Here is a 19,286-nt window from a genome sequence, read left to right as displayed (position 1 = left end):
GGCCCGGGGACATGGTGAACACCTGTTCGGAGACAGGGTGGACACTTCACGCTGTGGCATTTGGCAGAAGTGAGCAGGCCGATGCCGTGGCAGGAGAGGTCCACGATGGAGCTACGCGAAGAGTTCGTTGGCTTGGCTTAACAGACGGGAGCAAACGTACGCCTGCTGTGTCGCCGCTTCGGGATTAGTCCGACGACGGGATACAAGTGGCTGGCGCGTGCCAGGGCCGGTGAGGCGCTGACGGATCGCTCGCGCCGTCCGGCGACGTCGCCAGGCCGCTGTGCACCGGAACAGGAGGCGCAGGTCATGGCCTTGCGCGCGCAGCACCCGGCTTGGGGAGCACGTAAGCTGGCGCGTCGACTGGAGGATCAGGGCATGCCGATGCCGGCCATTAGCACGGTGCATGCGATCCTGGTCCGTCACGGCGCAGTGAGCACGGCGGCCTCGGAAGCGGCCAAGCCCTGGCAGCGCTTTGAACACCCGCACGCCAACGATCTGTGGCAGATGGACTTCAAGGGTCATGTACCCCTGTTGCGGGGACGCTGTCATCCGTTGACCGTATTGGACGACCATTCGCGCTACGCAGTGGTGTTGCAGGCCTGCGGCGACGAGCGGGAAAGCACCGTGCGTCAGTGCCTGATCGCCGCATTCGAGCGCTATGGCCTGCCGGCGCGAATGACCATGGACAACGGCAGCCCCTGGGGCACGGATGGCCAGCACTACACTCGGCTGGACGTCTGGCTGATGGCCCAGGGCATCCGGGTCAGCCATTCGCGGCCCTATCATCCGCAGACGCAGGGCAAGGACGAACGCTTCCATCGCACACTCAAGGCCGAAGTCCTGCAGGGCCCGCCGTGGGCAGACCTGGACAAGGCGCAGCGGGCCTTCGACCACTGGCGACAGCTCTACAATGCCCAGCGGCCGCATCAGGCGCTGGGCATGCAGGTGCCCCAGACACGCTATCAGCCCAGCCCCCGCGCCTATTGCCCCACGCCACCCGCGCCGCTGTACGCTGAAGGCGGTATCGTCCGCACGGTACGCGATCAGGGGCTCATCAACTGGCGAGGTCATCAGTGGCACGTGGGCAAGGCCTTCATCGGCGAGCCCGTGCTGATCCGTCCCGAGGGCGTGGACGGCCGGTACGACGTGCTCTGGCGCACCTGGCGCATCGCGTGCCTGAACTTACACACCCGGACGGCGACGACGGGACGTTCCGTCGCCTGACACCTGTCCACCTTGTCCTCGAACAGGTGTCCACCATGTCTCCGGGCTATACACCCTGGGAGAGGGTTGGGGATGCCCCTAGCTAGCACCTGGAGGCCTCGGTAGTCGCTCCGAGGCCCCAGGCCGGATCGCCGCCGGTTAGCGCTGAGCGCAGCGAAGCCCAACGGACCAGACATCACAGCACCAGGCATGCCTTGACGCCCGCTGTCTTCCTGAGGGAGGGTCGAAGTAGGAAGCCTGACCCGAGAAAACTCCATGCCCACCCTCACCCTTGCCGCCGCCCAGTCCGCCTCGGTCGCCGGCGATCTCGCCAGCAACCTGCGCACCCACCTGGCCTTCATCGCGGCGGCCGCGGAATCAGGGGTGGATCTGCTGCTGTTTCCCGAGCTGTCGCTGACCGGTTACGAGCCGACCCTGGCGGCGGAATTGGCGCTTGAACCCACCGACCTCCGTCTGCAGTCCCTACGCGACGCCTGCCGCGAAGCGCGGCTCACGGCCATCGTCGGCGCTCCGGTCCACGGCCCCGCCGGCCTGCACATCGGCGCCCTGATCCTGGGCGCCGACGGCAGTTGCCAGGTACACACCAAGCAGTATCTGCATCCGGGCGAGTCGCCCCCCTTCACGGCCGGCACCGGTGGCGATCTACTGAACATCAGGGGGCTGAACGGCGCCCTGGCCATCTGCGCCGACAGCAATCACCGCGCCCACGCCACGGCAGCCCGGGCCCAGGGCGCCGACGTCTATCTGGTCTCGGCGGTGATCGGCGCGACCGGCTATGCCGCCGACAGCGCGCATCTGGCGGCCCATGCCCGGGAGCTGGGGTTTCCGGTACTGCTGGCCAATCATGGCGCTCCGACGGGCGGTTACGCCTGCGTCGGTCGCAGCGCCTTCTGGCTGGCCGATGGCCAATGCCTGGCGGCCGCCCCTGGAGCCGGGGAGCTGCTGCTGATCGCCCGCCTGGAGGGGACGACCTGGCAGGGTGAGCCACGCCCCCTGCTCCGTTGAACCCTGGAGGCACCGAGGGGTGCACGACCTGGTCGGTCGTATCCAGAGCACCGCCGCGGTTCAGTCGTCCAACGAACAGCTGGTCGCCGTGGTGCGGCGCTTCCGGGTGAAGTGACGGCAGTCTTGGCCGGGCGCGATGCCCGGCCAAGGCGGCTCAACCGACCAGATGCAGGAAGTGCATATGGCGTTCGTACTGGTCGAGGATGTCGCCGATGACGTCCTCGCGCGACCAGCCCATGACGTCGTGATCCTGGCCGCCTTCGCGCAGGTGCACCTGCGCCCGGAAGTACTTGCGCTCCTCCCCCGGCTCGCTGCCCATGACGAAACTGGGCATGGCGTAGGCATGGGGGCGTACCTGGTAGACGAACTCCGGCTGCTCGGCCGGCCCGACGTGCAGCCGTACCCCGCCGTCCGCGCGCTCTTCCACGCCACAGACATAGCCCTGCTTGCGCCACTCCTCGGCCACCGCCAGGCAGGCGGGCCTCGCCACCTCGCCGATGAAGCGCACCACATGGGCCCGCCGCGGGAACAGCGCCAGGCCGCGCAGCCGACGCTGCCAGCCGCCGGGGGTGCGGGTGGTGGGCGGGGTGAGACTCAGCGCCTGATGGCGCAGGCCACGCTTGGTGGCGTCCAGCTTCAGCGCCTTGAGCAGGCCACGCATGCTCAAGAGCAGCGCCAGGGTGAAGGGCAAGGCACTGGCGATGGTGGCGGTCTGCAACGCCTTGAGGCCGTCGGCCAGCAGCAGGGCGATGGCCACAAGTCCCATGCTCGCGCCCCAGAACACCCGCTGCCAGACCGGGGTCTGGTCCTGGCCGCCGGAGGCCAGCATGTCCACCACCATGGCGCCGGAGTCGGCCGAGGTGACGAAGAACACCACCACCATGACGATGGCGATCAACGAGATCACGCTGGCGAAGGGGAAGTGCTCGAGAAAGGCGAACAACGCCAGGGAGCTATCCTGGGATACCGCCGCGGCCAGGTCGGTGAGTCCCTCGGTGAGGATCATGTGGATGGCCGTGTTGCCGAACACCGTCATCCACAGCAGGGTGAAACCGGCCGGCACCAGCAGCACCCCGGAGACGAATTCGCGGATGGTGCGGCCGCGGGAAATCCGCGCGATGAACAGCCCGACGAAGGGCGACCAGGCCAGCCACCAGCCCCAGTAGAACAGTGTCCAGCCGCCGATCCAGTCGGTGGGTCGGTAGGCGTTGAGGTTGAGGGTGCGGCTGACGATCTCGCTGAGATAGCCACCGGTGTTCTCGACGAAGGTCTGCAGGATCAGCACCGTTGGGCCGAGGATGACCACGGTGAGCATCAGCAGCACCGCCAGGCCCAGATTGAGCTCCGACAGCCGCCGCACGCCCTTGTCCAGCCCCGAGACCACCGAGAGGGTGGCCAGTGCCGTGGTGATGACGATCAGACCGATCTGCACCGGGGTGGACACCGGCACGCCGAACAGCACGTTGAGCCCGGTATTGATCTGGGAGACGCCGAAACCCAGGGAGGTGGCGACGCCGAGCACCGTGCCGATGATGGCGAAGATATCCACGGCATGGCCGATGGGACCGTAGATGCGCTCGCCAATCAGCGGATAGAGCGCCGATCTCAGGGTCAGCGGCAGGCCGTGGCGGTAGCTGAAGTAAGCCAGGATCAGGGCGACAATGGCGTAGATCGACCAGGCGTGCAGGCCCCAGTGGAAGAAGGTGATGCGCATGGCCTGGCGCGCGGCCTCCACCGTCTGGCCTTCGGCATAGGGCGGATTGAGGAAGTGCATCACCGGCTCGGCGACGCCGAAGAACATCAGGCCGATGCCCATGCCGGCGGAGAACAGCATGGCGAACCAGGTGGTGTTGGCGTAGTCCGGCTCGCTGTGGTCGGGGCCGAGCTTGATGTCACCATAGCGACTGAGGCCGAGGAACACCACGGTGCCGAGGATGATGGCCACGGCGAGGATGTAGAACCAGCTGAGGTTGGTGATGATCCAGCCCTGGATGGCGGCGAACAGCCACTGGGCATTGGCCTGGAACAGGCTGGCGTAGAGCACCAGCGCCAGCAGCAGCAGGGTCGAGGTCCAGAACACCGGGGGACTAAAGGTGGGACGAGCGGCGGATTCTCCTTGGCCGTTCATGGAATGAGCTCCTGTGTATGAAGTGCGCACAGGTTGACTACCCTCGCCTCTGATCGTTTCGCTGGCGACGCACTTGGCAGCAGGCGCCTGGTCCGGCGAGATCGCTCAGGTCGCTCTGCCGCTAACCGGCCGACGAACCGCCCAGGCCAGACGTGACGGGCGCTGCGGCCAGCCCGTTGAACCAGCGCGCGGGCGCTATGCCGAAGGCCTGGCGGAAATGTCTGGACATATGACTCTGATCGAAGAAGCCCGCTTCCACCGCCGCCTGGGCCAGGCCCATGCCCTGGCGCACCTGCCAGCGCACCCGCTCCAGGCGACGCAAGGTCTGATAGCGATGCGGACTGGTGCCGAAGTAGGCACGGAAATCACGACTCAGACTCCAGCGGTCGCGACCGGCGCAGCGCGCCAGGTCGTCGAGGGTGACGGCCTGGTCGAGATTGTCCTCCAGGTATTCGCGAGCGCGCAGGGCGGCGCCGAAGTCGACCCGACCGCGACTGGGCCAGGCCTGGCAGACCTCGGCCAGAGTGGTGACCAGGCCATAGAGCGCATCGTCGCGTCCGAGGGCATCGGGACGCTCGTCGAGGGCGGCGAACACCGCGTCGGTGGCTCGCGCCAGACGCGGATCGAGGGAGACGCCCTCGCGGTGGAAGGGCAAGGGCCGGCCACCGAGGATGTCCTGCACCAGCGCCGGCGGCACATAGAGCATGCGATAGCGAAAGCCGCAGGCGGCCCCTGCGCGGCCGTCGTGGACCTCGTCCGGATGGAAGACCATGGTCTCGCCCGGCAGGCTGCTGGCCTTGGCGCCGCGATAGGAAAAGCTCTGGACCCCAGCCAGGGTACGGCCGATGGCATAGGTGGCGTGGCGATGCGGATCGAAGGCATGGCCGCCGAAAAAGGCCTCGATGGACTCCAGCTCGGCAAAGGCCGGGGCATGGCGCACCCAATCCCTGGCGCCGGGCAGCTCGATCGTGGTGCTCATGGCAGTTCCTCCGGGCGCTTAGCCTAGCAGACCGCGCCAGGCATCGTGGAACAGCAGCAGGGCGCAGCCGACCAGACTCAAGCCCAACAGCCGGTTCACCCAGCGCAGCCCGCGCCCACGCACCAGGTAGCGTCCCAACCCGGCGCCGAGCAGGGCATAACCGGCAGGCGCGCCGCCTGCCGCCAGCGCCAGGGGTAAGGTGCAGAGGGCGATCTTCGCCCCAGTTATCTGGGCAGCGGGAAACATCACCGTGGCGATGGGCAGCACGGCCAGCCAACCCTTGGGATTGAGGCCCTGGATCAGCAGGCCACGGGTGAAGGTCAAGCGCTCCGCCGGCGCGCCCTGCCCCTCGGCAACCGGCGCTGCGGCGGTGGCGATGCGATAGCCCAGGTACAGACTGTAGCCGCCGCCGAGCAGCGCCAACCAGGGTAGCCACGCCCCCGAGACGACGGCCGCCCCGGCATAACCCAGCGCCAGGAACATCAGCAGCATGGCGCAGCCCACCCCGGCATAGAAACCCGCCGCGCGCCGGGCCTGGCCACGCAGGCCGGCATCGAGGCCCAGGGCGTTGACCGGGCCAGGGCTGTACATGACGCTCAAGGCATAGAGAAAGATTTCCACGGGGCACCTGCCAGCAGTCGAAAGGAGTGCCCGGGCTAGCCAGCGCCCCCGCCCCTGGCTTGTACGTTCGTGGCTATCCGCTGCTCCGACCTTGAGAGTCATCATACGACTCGGCAGAATCCAGGACTCCAGCCCGTAATGGACACCTTCCTTTGCCCAGCGATCGCAGCCCCTCGACCTGGCGTGGCCGACCCGACGGCAAGCCGCCGACCCTCAAGGACGTGGCGCGCCTGGCCGGGGTCTCGCCGATCACCGTGTCGCGCACCCTCAACCGGCCGGAGATCGTCCGCCCGGTGCTGCGCGAAAAGGTCTTCCGCGCGGTGCGTGAAAGCGGCTACCAGCCAGCCATGCTCACCACCGGCAGCGCGCCCCAGGACAGCCGGCTGATCGCCATCCTGGTGCCCACCATCGTCAACTCCATCTTCGCCGACACCGTGCAGGCGTTGATGCAGACCCTCACCGAGGCGGGCCACCAGACGCTGCTGGGGCTGACCGACTACTCCGCCGAGCGCGAGGAAAGGCTGCTGGACACCCTGCTGCGCCGGCGTCCCGACGCCATGGTACTGACCGGCACCCTGCACACCGCCGCCAGCCGACAGCGCCTGTCCCAGGCCGGCATCCCCCTGGTGGAATGCTGGGACCAGGGCGAGCGACCGCTGGACATGCTGGTGGGCTTTTCCCACGAGGCGGTGGGCCAGGCCATCGCCCGCCAGTTGCTGGCACGCGGCTATCGCCACTTCGCCAGCCTGACCCTGGACGATCCCCGTGGACGCCTGCGCCGTGATGCCTTCACCGCCGAACTGGTCCGCCACGGGCTGGCCACGCCACCCGCGGTCAGTCTGCCGCCGCCGGCCACCCCGGCACTGGGTCGCGAAGGCCTGGCGCGGCTGCTCGACGCCGGCACCCGCCCCGAGGTGGTGGTCTGTAGCTCCGACACCCTCGCCCACGGGGTGCTGGCCGAAGCCCGTGCCCGCGGCTTGCGGGTACCAGAAGAGCTGGCGGTGATGGGCTTCGGCAACCTCGCCAGCGCCGCCCATCTGATCCCGGCGCTGAGTACCGTCGATGTGCGCGGCGCCGAGATGGGCACCCATGCCGCCGAGGCCCTGCTCGCCCGGCTGGCCGGTGCGGAGGCGCCGCGGCAACGGGATACCGGCTTCGAACTGGTCATGCGCGAGAGCACGCGCTGACGCTTGAATGATTGCGTAATCAGCTTAGCGTCCCTCTGCAGGTGCCGGCCTCGCCGCCGGTCTTGCCCGCTGAAAAGGACAATAACAATGCGCACTCCCACTGCTGCTTCGCGGCGGACCCACGTCCGCTATCTGGTCCTGGCGATGATCTTCCTGGTCACGGTATTCAACTACGTCGACCGCGCCACCCTCTCCATCGCCGCGCCGGCCATGCGCCACGATCTCGGCTTCGACGCCGTGGCCATGGGCCTGGCCTTCTCGGCCTTCGGCTGGGCCTACACCGCCATGCAGATCCCCGGCGGCATCGTGCTCGACCGCTTCGGCTCCCGCCTGGTGCTGGGCGCCAGCCTCATCCTCTGGTCGGTACTGACCTTCCTGCAGGGCTACGTCGGCTTCTTCTCCTCGGCCCTGCTGGCGCTGTTCGCGCTGCGCTTTCTCATGGGCGTCGCCGAATCGCCGGCCTTTCCCGCCAATAACCGCCTCACGGTGATGTGGTTCCCGCGCCAGGAACGCGGCCTGGCCACCGCCGTCTTCCAGTCGGCGCAGTACTTCGCCCTGGCGGTGTTCACCCCGTTGATGGTGATCCTGCTCAACCAGTTCGGTTGGGAGCACGTGTTCTTCTGGACCGGTGGCGCCGGCATCCTCATCGGCCTGCTGTGGTTCGCCACCGTGCAGGAACCGCGGCACGACAAGCGCGTCAGCCAGAGCGAACTGGACCACATCGAAGCCGGCGGCGGCCTGCCCGACCTGGGTGACACCAAGGCGCCCTTCAGCTGGCGTACCCTCAAGACGATCAGCGGCAACCGCATGATGCTCGGCATCTACCTGGGCCAGTTCTGCCTGACCACCATCACCTGGTTCTTTCTCACCTGGTTTCCCACCTACCTGGTCGAGGCCAAGGGGCTGACCATGCTCAAGGTCGGCCTGATCGCCGCCATCCCGCCGGTGGCCGGCTGCCTGGGCGGCGTCATCGGCGGACTCTGGTCGGACGGCATGCTGCGCCGCGGCTACAGCCTCACCGCCGCGCGCAAGACGCCGATCATCGTCGGCCTGCTGCTCTCCAGCACCATCGTGGTGGCCAACTACACCCAATCCATCGCCCTGGTCACCCTGGTGATGTCCATCGCCTTCTTCGCCAAGGGCGTGGGCAACCTCGGCTGGTGCATCGTCGGCGACGTCTCGCCCAAGCGCGCCATGGGCGTGAGCGGCGCCGTCTTCAATTTCTGCGGCAACATCGCCAGCATCGTCACCCCGCTGGCCATCGGCCTGATGATCAACCAGCTCGGCTCCTTCGACGTGGCCCTCACCTACGTCGCCGCCATGGGCCTGCTCGGCGCCTTCTCCTACCTGGTCATCGTCGGCCCGCTCAAGCGCCTGGACCTGGGCGAACTGAACGACGAACCGCCCGCCTCCGCCGCCCTTGCTTCCACGCGTCCCTGATCCTTACCCCTGGAGATCACTGCCATGAACGATATGTCCTACAGCGCCGACCAGGACCGCATCGCCTGGGTCCGCCTGGCGTCCGTGTTCCTGCCGCTGGCCAACCCTATCAGCGACGCCAAGGTGCTCACCGGCCGGCAGAAGCCGATGACCGAAATCGCCATCCTCTTCGTCGAGATCGAGACCCGCGACGGCCAGCGCGGCCTGGGCTTCAGCTATTCCAAGCGTGCTGGTGGCCCGGGCCAGTTCGCCCACGCCCGGGAGATCGCCCCGGTGTTGCTCGACGAGAATCCCAGCGACATCCAGAAACTCTGGACCAAGCTCTGCTGGGCGGGCGCCTCGGTGGGTCGCAGCGGCCTCGCCACCCAGGCCATCGGCGCCTTCGACGTAGCCCTGTGGGACCTCAAGGCGCGCCGCGCCAACCTGTCCCTGGCGCGCCTGCTCGGCGCCCAGCGCGATTCGGTGCGCTGCTACAACACCTCCGGCGGCTTCCTGCACACGCCCCTGGAGCAGTTGCTGGTGAACACCGATCTTTCCCGCGAGAAAGGCATCGGCGGCATCAAGCTCAAGGTCGGCCAGCCGGATTGCGCGGTTGATCTAGAGCGCGTCGCCACCGTACGCCGCCACCTGGGCGACAGCTTCCCACTGATGGTCGACGCCAACCAGCAATGGGACCGACCCACCGCCCAGCGCCTGTGCCGGCGCTTCGAGGAATTCAACCTGATCTGGATCGAGGAGCCGCTGGACTGTTACGACGCCGAAGGTCACGCCGCCCTGGCCGCGGCCTTCGACACTCCTATCGCTACCGGCGAGATGCTCACCAGCATCGCCGAGCACCAGGAATTCATCCGCCTGCGCGGCGCCGACTTCCTGATGCCCGACGCGCCGCGGGTCGGCGGCATCACCCCCTTCCTCAAGGTGGCCGCCCTGGCCGAGCAGGCCGGCGTGATGCTGGCGCCGCATTTCGCCATGGAACTGCACGTGCACCTCGCCGCCACCTATCCCACCGAGCCCTGGGTGGAACATTTCGAATGGCTGGAGCCGCTGTTCAACGAACGTCTGGAAACTCGTGACGGGCGGATGATGGTGCCGACCCGTCCCGGTCTTGGGCTATCCCTGAGCGAGCGGGTACCCGGCTGGACGGCGCAGGAAGCGGAATTCGGCCGCCGCGGCTGACACCCGCTCTGCGCCGCGAACTCCACACGGGTGTGGCACTCTATCCAGGCCAAGGCCTGGAAGAGAAAACCCATGTTCGGATCGCTGCGCAGTCGTTTGCTGGCCGTCTTGCTGTTGCTCGGCGGCATGGCCATCGGCGTCGGCTGGCTGATGATCCTGCTCTTGCGCCAGTCGGAAACCGCCCTGCTCGGCCAGGCCACCGCGGAAGCCGAACAGGCCTGCCAGACCATCGCCGGTAGCTACCGCTTCTACAGCAACGGCTGGTCCGGTCCTACCGCCGGCCTGGCCGATCCGGCGCTGCGCCAGGGCCTCACCGGCGTGGCCAGCGTCGGCCTGTTGCGCTATCGCGGCATGGCCGGTGGCCTCTGGCAGGAACAGGCTGGCCTGCTGGCCGATGCCAGCCCCTTCAGCCTGACCGCCACCGAGCGCCAGCACCTGGCCGACCTCGCCGCCACGACCCTGGCCGAGGCGCGCAGCCTGAGCGAGTCCTTCAGCGTCGACGGGTCCACCGTGCTGGTCGCCGCCTGCCCGCTGTCCGGCCCCATTCCCGATCTCGCCGCCTGGACCCTGACCCGCCTGACCTTTGCCGACAGCCGCGGCCAGCGCCAACTGCAACTGGGCCTGGGCCTGTTGCTGCTGGCCATGCTCGCCACCACCCTGCTGCTCGGCCGGCTCACCTGGCAATGGTCGCGCCATGTCACCCGGGTCGAACGGGATCTCGGCGCCACTGGTAGCCAAGACCTGCCCACCCTTGCCCTGACCGGCGAACGGGAATTGGACCGGGTACTGGCGGCGCTCAACCAGGCGGGCCAGCGCCTGGCCCTGGCCCGCGAAGAAGCCCAGCGCCTGACCACCCAGGTGCATGCCAGCGAACGCCTGGCCGCGCTTGGCCGGGTCGCCGCGGGGGTCGCCCACGAGATCCGCAATCCCCTGGCCGCCATGCGCCTCAAGGCCGAGAACGCCCTGGCCGGCGATGGCGTGCGCCAGCAGCGCGCCCTGGATGCCATCCTCCAGCAGATCACCCGCCTGGACGCCCTGTTGCGGCGGCTGCTCGACCTTACCCAGCCACCCCAGTTGCAACCGACCTGCGTCGACCTGCCGGCCTTCTGCCACGAAGTCCTGGCCAGGCATGAAGAGCAGGCCCAGGCGCGCGGCATTCGCTTGACTGCTCAGATCGCTGTGGAGCAGGGACGCTTTGATCGCGACGCCTTGGGCCGCGCCCTGGACAACCTGCTATTGAATGCCCTCCAGGCCGCGCCGACGGGCAGCGAGATCCGCCTGGACGTCAGCCAAGGTGGCGATTGGCTGGTGCTGGCGGTGGAGGACGACGGCCAAGGCCCGCCCGCCGAGCTGCGCGGCCAGTTGTTCGAACCCTTCGTCACCGGCCGCCCCGAGGGCACTGGCCTGGGCCTGGCCCTGGTCCGCGAGACCGCCCGCGCCCATGGCGGCGAGGCGCGCCTGGTCGAGACCTCTCCCCCTACCCGCTTCGAGATCCTGCTGCCATGCCTACCCTGCTGATCATCGACGACGACGCTGGCCTGCGCGACGCCCTCGCGGAAACCGCCGCGGACCAGGGTTACCGAGTCCTGCAAGCCGACCAGGGCGAGGCCGGGCTGCGGCTGTTGCAGCAAGAGGCCGTCGACGCCGTGCTGCTCGATCTGCGCATGCCGGGGCTCGATGGGCTGGAGGTGCTGGCGCGTATCCGCGCCCTGCCCGAGCCGCCACCGGTCACGGTACTCACCGCCTTCGCCAGCGCCGGCAACACCATCGAGGCCATACGCCTGGGCGCCTTCGACCACCTCACCAAGCCCATCGGCCGCGAGGAATTGATCCGGGTGCTGGCCGGCATGACCGCCCAGCGCGGTCCGGCCAATGCCCCGGCGGCAACGGCGGACGGCCACACCCTGGTGGGCGGCAGCGATGCCCTGCGCCAGGTGCAGAAGACCATCGGCCGCCTGGTCGACAGCGAGGCCACTGTGCTGGTCACCGGCGAGACCGGCACCGGCAAGGAATTGGTGGCCCGCGCCATCCACGAACACGGTAAGAGACAGGGCGCGCCTTTCGTCGCGGTCAACTGCGCAGCCATTCCGCCAGACCTGCTGGAAAGCGAGCTCTTCGGCCACGTGCGCGGCGCCTTCAGCGGGGCAACCGCCAATCGCCTCGGCGCCTTTCGTGAGGCCCAGGGCGGAACGCTCTTTCTCGACGAGATCGGCGACATGCCGCTGCCCATGCAGGCCAAGATCCTGCGCGCCCTGCAGGAGCGCGAGGTGACCCCGGTGGGCGGCGCCCCGGTACGGCTGGACGTGCGCCTGGTAGCTGCCACCCACCGTGACCTGGCCCAGCGCGTCGCCAGCGGCGACTTCCGCGAGGACCTCTTCTACCGGCTGCACGTGGTGCCCATCCACCTGCCGGCCCTGCGCGAAAGACGCGCCGACATCCTGCCCCTGGCCGAGCACTTCCTCGCCCCCAGCGGCCGGGTGCTGGCCGACGATGCGGCGGCCCTGCTCTTGCGCCACCCCTGGCCCGGTAACGTGCGCGAGCTGCGCAACGCCATGCAGCGGGCCGCGACGCTGGCCCAGGGCGAACGCATCGTCGCCGCCGACCTGGCCTTCCTGCAGGCCGATGCCCCGGAAGCCCTGGTCATCGACGCCAACTGGCCCGAGGAAACCCTGGCCGAAGCCACCGCGCGCCTGGAGCGGCTGTTGATCGAACGGGCACTGCAACGCAGTGGCGGCAACCGCGCCGAGGCGGCGCGCCGGCTCGGCATCCATCGTCAGCTGCTCTACACCAAGCTGAGCCGCCTCGGCCTGGGTGTCGGTGAAGACGACAGTCCGAGCTAGGCTGTCCGCTTTGCCGACAGGGGTGTCCGCGAGCCGGACGCAACGGCTGGCCAAGATCGCCTGAAAATATCTTAAGTTATTGTTTTTTATATAAATAAAAAGTTGGCACAGGCCCTGCAACATCCTGATCGTCAACCACCGCAGGAGTCATCCATGCCTACCAAGACCCAAACCCTCGTGCTCGGGACCTTCGCCCTGCTGTCCGTCAGCGGCCTCGTCCTGGCACAGAACGCGCCGGCCACCAGCGCGGCGACCACTACCGCTGCCAGCGCCCAGATCCCCACCCAGCAAGGTCAACTCAAGCAGTTCCTGATCAATCCCCGTGGCGATATCGATGGCCTGATCCTGGCCGATGGCACCGAGGTCAACACCCCGCCGCACCTGTCCACGCAGCTGGCTGCCACCTTCAAGCCGGGTGACACCGTCAATGTCGCCGGCCTGCGCGCCGCCAGCCTGCCGCTGGTCCAGGCGGTCTCCCTGACCAACGTCCAGAGCGGCAAGACCGTCACCGACGAAGGCCCCGACCGCGCCGGTGGCCCCCGTCCGCCGGCTCCCCCGGTACCGGGCACCGAGCGCAATGGCGACAGCCTGCAGGGCCAGATCGTCCAGCTGCTGCACGGTCCCCGCGGCGACGTGAATGGCGCCCTGCTGCAGGACGGCACCGCCCTGCGCCTGCCGCCCCATGAAGCCCTGCGCCTGCAAGCCCTGCTCAAGCCCGGCGCCAGCGTGGCCGCCCGTGGCGAGCTGATCGCCAATGCCCAGGGCCGGGCCTTCCGGGTCAGTGCCCTAGGCGCTGACGCCAACTCGCTGCAGACCCTGGACACCCCGCCGCCCCCGCCCGGTCCCGGTCGTCTGCCGCCGCCTCCGCCCCCCGGCGTCCAGCCGGTCGCTCCGGGCGCGCAGCCGGCCGGCTGATCAGGCCAGCAGCCGCCGGGTCGCCTCGGCGATCCGGTGGCAGGCCTCCTCCAGCACCGCGCGGGAGGTGGCATAGGACACGCGGAAATACGGCGCCAGGCCGAACGCCGAGCCTGGCACCACCGCCACGCCACCCTCGTCCATCAGGTAACGGGCGAATGCGGTATCGCTGTCGATCAATTCCCCGCCCGGCGTCCGCCGGCCCAACACCCCCGCACAGTTGGCATAGACGTAGAAGGCCCCCTCGGGCCGCCGCGCCGCCAGGCCCGGTACCGCATTCAGCGCGTCCACCACCAGATCCCGCCGCTCGCGGAACAGCTCGCAACGCTCGCGCACGATGTCTTGCGGGCCGTCCAGCGCCGCGATGGCCGCCGCCTGGCTCACCGAACAGGGGCAGGACGTCACCTGGCTCTGCACACTGGCCATGGCCTGGATCAGCTCACGTGGTCCCCCGGCATAGCCCAGCCGCCAGCCGGTCATGGCATAGGCCTTGGAAACCCCGTTGATGGTCAGGGTCCGCTCACGCAGGCGCGGCTCCAGCGCCGCCGGGGTGACGAAGCGGAAGCCGTCGTAGAGGATGTGCTCGTACATGTCGTCCACCATCAGCCAGACCTGCGGATGGCGCAGCAAGACGTCCAGCAGCGGCCGATAGTGCGCTTCGCCATAGGCCGCGCCCGAGGGGTTGGACGGCGAGTTGAGCATCACCCAGTGCGTGCGTGGGGTAATGGCCGCCTCCAGCGCGGCGGCCGTGAGCCGGAAACCGTCTTCCTCGCGACAGGGCAGCACCACCGGCGTGCCGCCGAGGATGGCGACGATATCGGCGTAGGTCACCCAGAAGGGGGCGGGGATGATCACCTCGTCGCCCGGATCGAGGGTCGCCATCATGGCGTTGAAGATCACCTGCTTGGCACCCGCCGAGGCGGTCACCTCGTCCTGGGCGAAGACCAGGTCGTTCTCCCGCGCGAACTTGCGGCGGATGGCCTCCTTCAGCGCCGGGCTGCCGTCGAGCGCCGTGTACTTGGTCTGGCCGTCGCGAATGGCCTGGATGGCCGCTTCCTTGATGTGCTCCGGAGTATCGAAATCCGGCTCGCCCGCGCCCAGCACCAACAGATCGGCGCCCTGGCGGCGCAAGGCATTGGCGCGCTCGGTGATCTTGAGGATCTCGGAGACACCCACGGACGCGAGGCAGTGGGCGGTATGCAGGGTGGAAGCAGCGGCCATGACAGGGCTCCAGGCGATGAATACGAAGGCGCCGGATCTGTCCGGCAAGGATCGTCTCGCACTATCGAACCGCTGCCGTCCGCCTTCAAACGCTATAAAGGACTCACGTCATTCCACCGGGGCATGGTCTGGCGCCACGGTGGACGCTAGAGTGGCGGCCATGTCCACTGCCCCCTCCCCCCTCGCTGCCTACCGCCAGGCCCTGGCCCGGGGCGAGCGGCTGCCCGATGCCGCCCAGGACGCCGCCGTACAGCGGCTGGAAGCCTGTCATGCCGCCCTGCTCGCCGGTCGCCCGGCACGCGGCCTCTATCTCTGGGGTCCGGTCGGGCGCGGCAAGACCTGGCTGCTGGACCTGTTCCACGCCAGCCTACCGGTGCCCGCGCGCCGCCAGCACTTCCATCACTTCATGCGCTGGGTGCACCAGCGCCAGTTCCAGCTCAGCGGCACCCGCGATCCCCTGCAGGTTCTGGCTCGCGAACTGGCCGCCGAGGTGCGGGTGCTGTGCTTCGACGAACTCTTCATCAGCGACATCGGCGACGCCATGCTGGTGGGCGGTCTGCTGCGCGCCCTGCTGGACCAGGGCCTGGTGCTGGTGGTCACCTCCAACCAGCCGCCGGAGCAGCTCTATGCCGATGGCTTCAACCGAGAGCGCCTGCTGCCGGCCATCGCCGCGCTGCAAGCGCAGTTGGACGTACTCGAAGTGGACGGCGGCCAGGACCACCGCCTGCACCAGGGCGAGCCCGAGCCCCGCTACTGGGTGGACGACCCCAGCGCCCTGGCCGCGACCTTCGCCTGCCTGACCGCAGGTGAATCCGTCACAAGCGAACCCCTGCTGCTCGGCGGTCGCTGCTTGCCGGTGATAAAGCGTGCACCCGGCGCCCTCTGGCTGGACTTCGCTACCCTCTGCCAGGGCGCCTGGGCGACCACGGACTACATCGACCTCTGCACCCGCTTCCCCGCGCTGCTGCTGGGTAGCGTGCCTTGCCTCTCCGGCGACCCGCGCGACGGTCGCATCGCCCGGGGCACCGAAGACGGCGTGGAACGGGTGGTCGCCGGGGACCGCGAATTACCGCGCCTGGCGCCCCAGGACGACGCGGTACGTCGCTTCATCGCCCTGGTCGACGAAGCCTACGACCGCCGTCGCCCGCTCTACCTGGACGCCGCCGTGCCGCTGGAGCAGCTCTATACCCGCGGCTGCCTGGACTTCCCCTTTCGCCGCACCCTGAGTCGGTTGCGGGAGATGCAGCAGGCACGCTACTGAGGGTCACGCTTCCCGGAGCGCTTGAGCACATAGCGCGGCCGGCGCTTGGTCTCGATGTAGATACGGCCGATGTATTCGCCCAGCACCCCGATGCCGATCAGTTGCACGCCGCCGAAGAAGAGGATGGCGGTCATCAGCGAGGGATAGCCCGGCACCGGATTGCCGAACACCAGCTTGCGGAACACCATGACCCCGGCATAGGCCAGGGACACCAGGGCGACACCGCCGCCGAGGTAGGTCCACAGCCGCAACGGCACGGTGCTGAAGGAGGTGAAGCCTTCCAGCGCCAGGTTCCACAGCTTCCAGCCGTTGAACTTGCTGCTGCCGGCGCTGCGCGGCGCCCGTTCGTATTCGACCACGCGGGTATCGAAGCCGACCCAGGAGAGGATGCCCTTCATGAACAAATTGCGCTCGGGCAACTCCTTGATGGCATCCACCACCTCGCGACTCATCAGCCGGAAATCGCCGACGTTCTCTTCGATGGGCGTCTGGGCGATGCGGTTGTGCAGCCGATAGAATCCCTCGGCGGTCAGCCGCTTGAGCGGGCTGTCGCTGCGACGGTCGACCCGTTTGGCCAGCACCACGTCGGCGCCCTGCCGCCACTGCTCGAGCAACCGCGGGATGACGTCCAGCGGGTCCTGCAGATCCACGTCCAGCGGCACCACCACCTCGCCCGAGGCGTGCTCGATGCCGGCGAACAGCGCGGCCTCCTTGCCGAAGTTGCGCGACAGTTGCAGCACCACCACCCGCGGATCTTCCTGGCGCAGGCGCTCGAGCACCCGGGCGCTGCCGTCGCGACTGCCATCGTCGACGAACAGCAGTTCCAGATCGTAACCGGCCAGTTCCTCGTGCGCACAGACCGCCTGATAGAAGAGCATGATGGCCAACTCTTCGTTGAACACCGGTACTACCAGGGACAGCTTCACGGCATCGCTCATTTGAACACCCACCAGGACGACAGCAGATAACTGCATACCGGGACCAGCGCCGTGGCCACCAGCAGCGCCGCGAGCGCCGGCACGCCGCAGGCGAGCAGACCGGTCAACAAGAGGTTATTGAGGCCGAAGCCGCCCAGCGCCACCAGCAGGAAGCGCCAGGGCGAGCCAGCCCGGGCGAAGGTGACGTGCCGGTGCCCCAGGTAGGAGACCCCGAAGGCGACCAGAAAGGCGCCCAGGTTGGCGCCATAGGCCGGCCAGCCCCACAGGCCCAGCAGCAGCGCGGCGACGGCCATGTGCACCAGGGTGGCAACCGCCCCGACCAAGGCGAATCGCAGGGGTCTGGCCGCGGACTTGGCCAGGGATCCGGAAGAAGACACGCTAGACCTCGGCGCAACGGCAATGGACGGCGCACGTTACCCCGCGGACGCCGAAACATCCTGTTGCATCCGTTGCAATTCCGTCATCCGGCGACGAACGGTCGCAACGCTTCACGGCGGCCTTTTCCGGGTGGCTATCGCCTACCCGGCGAACCAGCCGACAGCCGTGTTAAGGTGGGCCATCCCGCTTTCTACGAGGCCCGGCCATGACTCCGCGCATCGAACCCTTTTTCGACACCACGACCTCCACCTTCACCTATGTGGTCTACGAGGCCCCCGGCAGCCGCTGCGCCATCGTCGACTCGGTACTGGACTACGATCCGCACTCGGGCCGGACCGCCACCCTCTCGGCGGATCGCGTCGCCCGCTTCGTCCGCGACCAGGGGCTGACGGTGGATTGGCTGCTGGAAACCCATGCCCACGCCGACCACCTCTCCGCCGCGCCCTACCTGCGCCGGCAACTGGGCGGGCGCATCGCCATCGGCGAAGGCATCCGCCGCGTCCAGGGCGCCTTCAAGGACGTCTTCAACCTGGAACCGGAATTCCGCCTCGACGGCTCCCAGTTCGATCATCTCTTCCAGCCCGATGAGCTCTTCCACATCGGCAACCTCACCGCCCGCGCCCTGCACGTGCCCGGCCATACCCCGGCCGACATGGCCTACCAGGTGGAGGAGGACCACGTCTTCGTCGGCGACACCCTGTTCATGCCCGATGTCGGCTCGGCGCGCTGCGATTTCCCCGGCGGCAGCGCCCGCGATCTATATCGCTCGATCCGCCGGCTGCTGGCCTTGCCGGAGGCGACGCGCCTCTACCTGTGCCACGACTACCCGCCCGCAGGTCGCGAAGCGCGCCACGAGACCACCGTGGGTGAAGAGCGTGCGCTCAACGTCCACGTCCGCGATGGGGTGGACGAAGAGGCCTTCGTCGCCCTGCGCACCCGCCGTGATGCCACCCTGGCCATGCCGACGCTGATCCTGCCGGCGATCCAGGTGAACATCCGCGCCGGCACCCTGCCACCAGCCGAGGCCAATGGGCGGCGCTATCTGAAGATTCCCATCGACGGCTTCTAGACGAACCACCCGTCGTACAACCAAATAGCCACAGGGCTTGGACGCAGCGGCACCGCTGCGTCCAAGCCCTCGTGTCGTCCAGAACAGCCATGCGCCTTCCAACCCAGCGGCCGGGTTGGACAGCCATTCGGGCAAAGCTAGATACAGCCCTGGCAGTGGCCGAATGCCAGCGACCACCCATCCCATCGCTGGGAAACCTCGCCGCACCTGCCCCTCAATACCAGGGCAGGCAATGAGTTCTGCACTACATTCCCACAAGAGGTAGAGCGACCATGACCACCAAGCATTCGAACTCCAATCCCGGCAACTTCGCCAACGACCGCGAGAAGGCCGCCGAGGCCGGTCGCAAGGGCGGCCAGAACAGTGGTGGCAATTTCGCCAATGATCGCGAGAAAGCGTCCGAAGCCGGTCGCAAGGGCGGCAGCCGCTAGGGCACTGCCGTTGTGCGGAGCTGGGCCAGACAGGCCTGGCTCCTCTGAGACCACGAGCAAGAGGAACCCAAGATGAGCACCAACAATTCGAATCCCGGTAATTTTGCCAACGACCGCGAGAAGGCGTCCGAAGCCGGTAGCAAAGGCGGCCACAACAGCGGTGGCAACTTCGCCAACGATCCCGAGCGCGCCGCCGAGGCCGGGCGCAAGGGCGGCGAGAACAGTGGCGGTAATTTCGCCAACGACCCCGAGCGGGCTGCCGAAGCCGGCCGCAAGGGGGGCCAGAACAGCGGTGGCAACTTCGCCAATGACCCCGAGCGCGCCGCCGAAGCCGGGCGCAAGGGCGGCGAGAACAGCGGAGGTAACTTCGCCAACGATCGCGAGAAGGCCTCCGAGGCCGGTCGCAAGGGCGGTAGCCGCTAGCGATTTGGCGCTACCCCAGAGCTAACGAAGGGCAGGATCATCCTGCCCTT

16 protein-coding genes and 2 pseudogenes are annotated in these 19,286 nt (G+C 68.2%); 12 read left to right on the top strand and 6 right to left on the bottom strand.

What is annotated here, in order from left to right; genetic code table 11:
* The first annotated feature begins 81 nt into the window (after positions 1-81).
* Both CCZ28_RS22435 and CCZ28_RS22430 read left to right on the top strand, forming a co-directional pair.
* Positions 82-1,310: pseudogene (locus CCZ28_RS22435) on the top strand (IS481 family transposase).
* A gap of 169 nt (positions 1,311-1,479) precedes the next feature.
* Entirely contained in the window at positions 1,480-2,229 is a 750-nt protein-coding gene (locus CCZ28_RS22430; protein WP_140220944.1) for a carbon-nitrogen hydrolase family protein, read from the top strand.
* 154 nt (positions 2,230-2,383) lie between these two features.
* Here CCZ28_RS22430 and CCZ28_RS22425 read toward each other — a convergent pair whose 3' ends face one another.
* From CCZ28_RS22425 to CCZ28_RS22415, 3 genes are all read right to left on the bottom strand, one after another.
* The gene (locus tag CCZ28_RS22425) at positions 2,384-4,357 is read right to left on the bottom strand and encodes a BCCT family transporter (RefSeq protein WP_140220943.1); all 1,974 of its coding nucleotides are present in this window, start codon (positions 4,355-4,357) and stop codon (positions 2,384-2,386) included.
* A gap of 121 nt (positions 4,358-4,478) precedes the next feature.
* Positions 4,479-5,336 carry an AraC family transcriptional regulator gene (locus tag CCZ28_RS22420; protein WP_140220942.1) on the bottom strand — a complete coding sequence of 286 codons (858 nt, stop codon included), beginning with the start codon at positions 5,334-5,336 and terminating at the stop codon, positions 4,479-4,481.
* Between the two features lie 18 nt (positions 5,337-5,354).
* The gene (locus CCZ28_RS22415) at positions 5,355-5,957 is read right to left on the bottom strand and encodes a LysE family translocator (protein ID WP_140220941.1); all 603 of its coding nucleotides are present in this window, start codon (positions 5,955-5,957) and stop codon (positions 5,355-5,357) included.
* A 152-nt stretch (positions 5,958-6,109) separates the two neighbouring features.
* Here CCZ28_RS22415 and CCZ28_RS22410 point away from each other — a divergent pair, with 152 nt between their 5' ends.
* From CCZ28_RS22410 to CCZ28_RS22385, 6 genes are all read left to right on the top strand, one after another.
* Positions 6,110-7,144: a LacI family DNA-binding transcriptional regulator gene (locus CCZ28_RS22410; RefSeq protein WP_140220940.1), complete on the top strand. Its 1,035-nt coding sequence runs from the start codon at positions 6,110-6,112 to the stop codon at positions 7,142-7,144.
* Positions 7,145-7,231: 87 nt separating this feature from the next.
* Complete coding sequence (locus CCZ28_RS22405) at positions 7,232-8,584, top strand: MFS transporter (protein ID WP_140220939.1); 1,353 nt, start codon at positions 7,232-7,234, stop codon at positions 8,582-8,584.
* A gap of 24 nt (positions 8,585-8,608) precedes the next feature.
* Entirely contained in the window at positions 8,609-9,760 is a 1,152-nt protein-coding gene (locus CCZ28_RS22400) for an L-talarate/galactarate dehydratase (protein ID WP_140220938.1), read from the top strand.
* Between the two features lie 72 nt (positions 9,761-9,832).
* Positions 9,833-11,278, top strand: a complete 1,446-nt coding sequence (locus tag CCZ28_RS22395; protein WP_140220937.1) for a sensor histidine kinase — start codon at positions 9,833-9,835, stop codon at positions 11,276-11,278.
* On the top strand, positions 11,263-12,600 hold the full coding sequence (locus tag CCZ28_RS22390) for a sigma-54-dependent transcriptional regulator (protein WP_140220936.1): 1,338 nt from the start codon (positions 11,263-11,265) through the stop codon (positions 12,598-12,600). Before CCZ28_RS22395 ends, CCZ28_RS22390 begins: the two co-directional genes overlap by 16 nt.
* Positions 12,601-12,753: 153 nt before the next feature.
* On the top strand, positions 12,754-13,515 hold the full coding sequence (locus CCZ28_RS22385) for a hypothetical protein (protein ID WP_140220935.1): 762 nt from the start codon (positions 12,754-12,756) through the stop codon (positions 13,513-13,515).
* On the opposite strand, the gene CCZ28_RS22380 is transcribed toward CCZ28_RS22385, so the two are convergent.
* Positions 13,516-14,736: a pyridoxal phosphate-dependent aminotransferase gene (locus CCZ28_RS22380; RefSeq protein WP_140220934.1), complete on the bottom strand. Its 1,221-nt coding sequence runs from the start codon at positions 14,734-14,736 to the stop codon at positions 13,516-13,518.
* 160 nt (positions 14,737-14,896) lie between these two features.
* Between CCZ28_RS22380 and zapE the strand changes: the two genes are divergently transcribed.
* Positions 14,897-15,997, top strand: coding sequence for a cell division protein ZapE (gene zapE, locus CCZ28_RS22375; RefSeq protein ID WP_140220933.1), 1,101 nt, complete (start codon positions 14,897-14,899; stop codon positions 15,995-15,997).
* Here zapE and CCZ28_RS22370 read toward each other — a convergent pair.
* The gene (locus CCZ28_RS22370; protein WP_140221419.1) at positions 15,991-16,923 is read right to left on the bottom strand and encodes a glycosyltransferase family 2 protein; all 933 of its coding nucleotides are present in this window, start codon (positions 16,921-16,923) and stop codon (positions 15,991-15,993) included. The two genes, zapE and CCZ28_RS22370, sit on opposite strands and share 7 nt — an antisense overlap.
* Positions 16,924-16,931: 8 nt before the next feature.
* Positions 16,932-17,312: a GtrA family protein gene (locus CCZ28_RS22365; protein WP_140220932.1), complete on the bottom strand. Its 381-nt coding sequence runs from the start codon at positions 17,310-17,312 to the stop codon at positions 16,932-16,934.
* Between the two features lie 206 nt (positions 17,313-17,518).
* On the opposite strand from CCZ28_RS22365, the gene CCZ28_RS22360 reads away from it, so the two are divergent.
* The 3 genes and pseudogenes from CCZ28_RS22360 (at position 17,519) to CCZ28_RS22350 (ending at position 19,236) form a co-directional block, all read left to right on the top strand.
* Positions 17,519-18,382 carry an MBL fold metallo-hydrolase gene (locus tag CCZ28_RS22360; RefSeq protein WP_140220931.1) on the top strand — a complete coding sequence of 288 codons (864 nt, stop codon included), beginning with the start codon at positions 17,519-17,521 and terminating at the stop codon, positions 18,380-18,382.
* Positions 18,383-18,681: 299 nt separating this feature from the next.
* Positions 18,682-18,813: pseudogene (locus CCZ28_RS22355) on the top strand (general stress protein); the annotation flags it as partial.
* A gap of 72 nt (positions 18,814-18,885) precedes the next feature.
* The gene (locus tag CCZ28_RS22350; protein ID WP_140220929.1) at positions 18,886-19,236 is read left to right on the top strand and encodes a general stress protein; all 351 of its coding nucleotides are present in this window, start codon (positions 18,886-18,888) and stop codon (positions 19,234-19,236) included.
* Positions 19,237-19,286 lie beyond the last annotated feature (50 nt).

It is taken from the genome of Pseudomonas oryzihabitans (assembly GCF_006384975.1).
Classification (GTDB): domain Bacteria; phylum Pseudomonadota; class Gammaproteobacteria; order Pseudomonadales; family Pseudomonadaceae; genus Chryseomonas; species Chryseomonas psychrotolerans_B.
This window is presented reverse-complemented; position numbering and strand designations above follow the sequence as displayed.

What these genes read in the sequence shown, in the direction of transcription:
- CCZ28_RS22390 (WP_140220936.1), top strand. Translation starts at nt 11,263, where the DNA reads ATGCCTACCCTGCTGATCATCGACGACGACGCTGGCCTGCGCGACGCC.
- CCZ28_RS22430 (WP_140220944.1), top strand. Translation starts at nt 1,480, where the DNA reads ATGCCCACCCTCACCCTTGCCGCCGCCCAGTCCGCCTCGGTCGCCGGC.
- CCZ28_RS22400 (WP_140220938.1), top strand. Translation starts at nt 8,609, where the DNA reads ATGAACGATATGTCCTACAGCGCCGACCAGGACCGCATCGCCTGGGTC.
- CCZ28_RS22405 (WP_140220939.1), top strand. Translation starts at nt 7,232, where the DNA reads ATGCGCACTCCCACTGCTGCTTCGCGGCGGACCCACGTCCGCTATCTG.
- CCZ28_RS22425 (WP_140220943.1), bottom strand. Translation starts at nt 4,357, where the DNA reads ATGAACGGCCAAGGAGAATCCGCCGCTCGTCCCACCTTTAGTCCCCCG.
- CCZ28_RS22395 (WP_140220937.1), top strand. Translation starts at nt 9,833, where the DNA reads ATGTTCGGATCGCTGCGCAGTCGTTTGCTGGCCGTCTTGCTGTTGCTC.
- CCZ28_RS22380 (WP_140220934.1), bottom strand. Translation starts at nt 14,736, where the DNA reads ATGGCCGCTGCTTCCACCCTGCATACCGCCCACTGCCTCGCGTCCGTG.
- CCZ28_RS22360 (WP_140220931.1), top strand. Translation starts at nt 17,519, where the DNA reads ATGACTCCGCGCATCGAACCCTTTTTCGACACCACGACCTCCACCTTC.
- zapE (WP_140220933.1), top strand. Translation starts at nt 14,897, where the DNA reads ATGTCCACTGCCCCCTCCCCCCTCGCTGCCTACCGCCAGGCCCTGGCC.
- CCZ28_RS22420 (WP_140220942.1), bottom strand. Translation starts at nt 5,336, where the DNA reads ATGAGCACCACGATCGAGCTGCCCGGCGCCAGGGATTGGGTGCGCCAT.
- CCZ28_RS22385 (WP_140220935.1), top strand. Translation starts at nt 12,754, where the DNA reads ATGCCTACCAAGACCCAAACCCTCGTGCTCGGGACCTTCGCCCTGCTG.
- CCZ28_RS22350 (WP_140220929.1), top strand. Translation starts at nt 18,886, where the DNA reads ATGAGCACCAACAATTCGAATCCCGGTAATTTTGCCAACGACCGCGAG.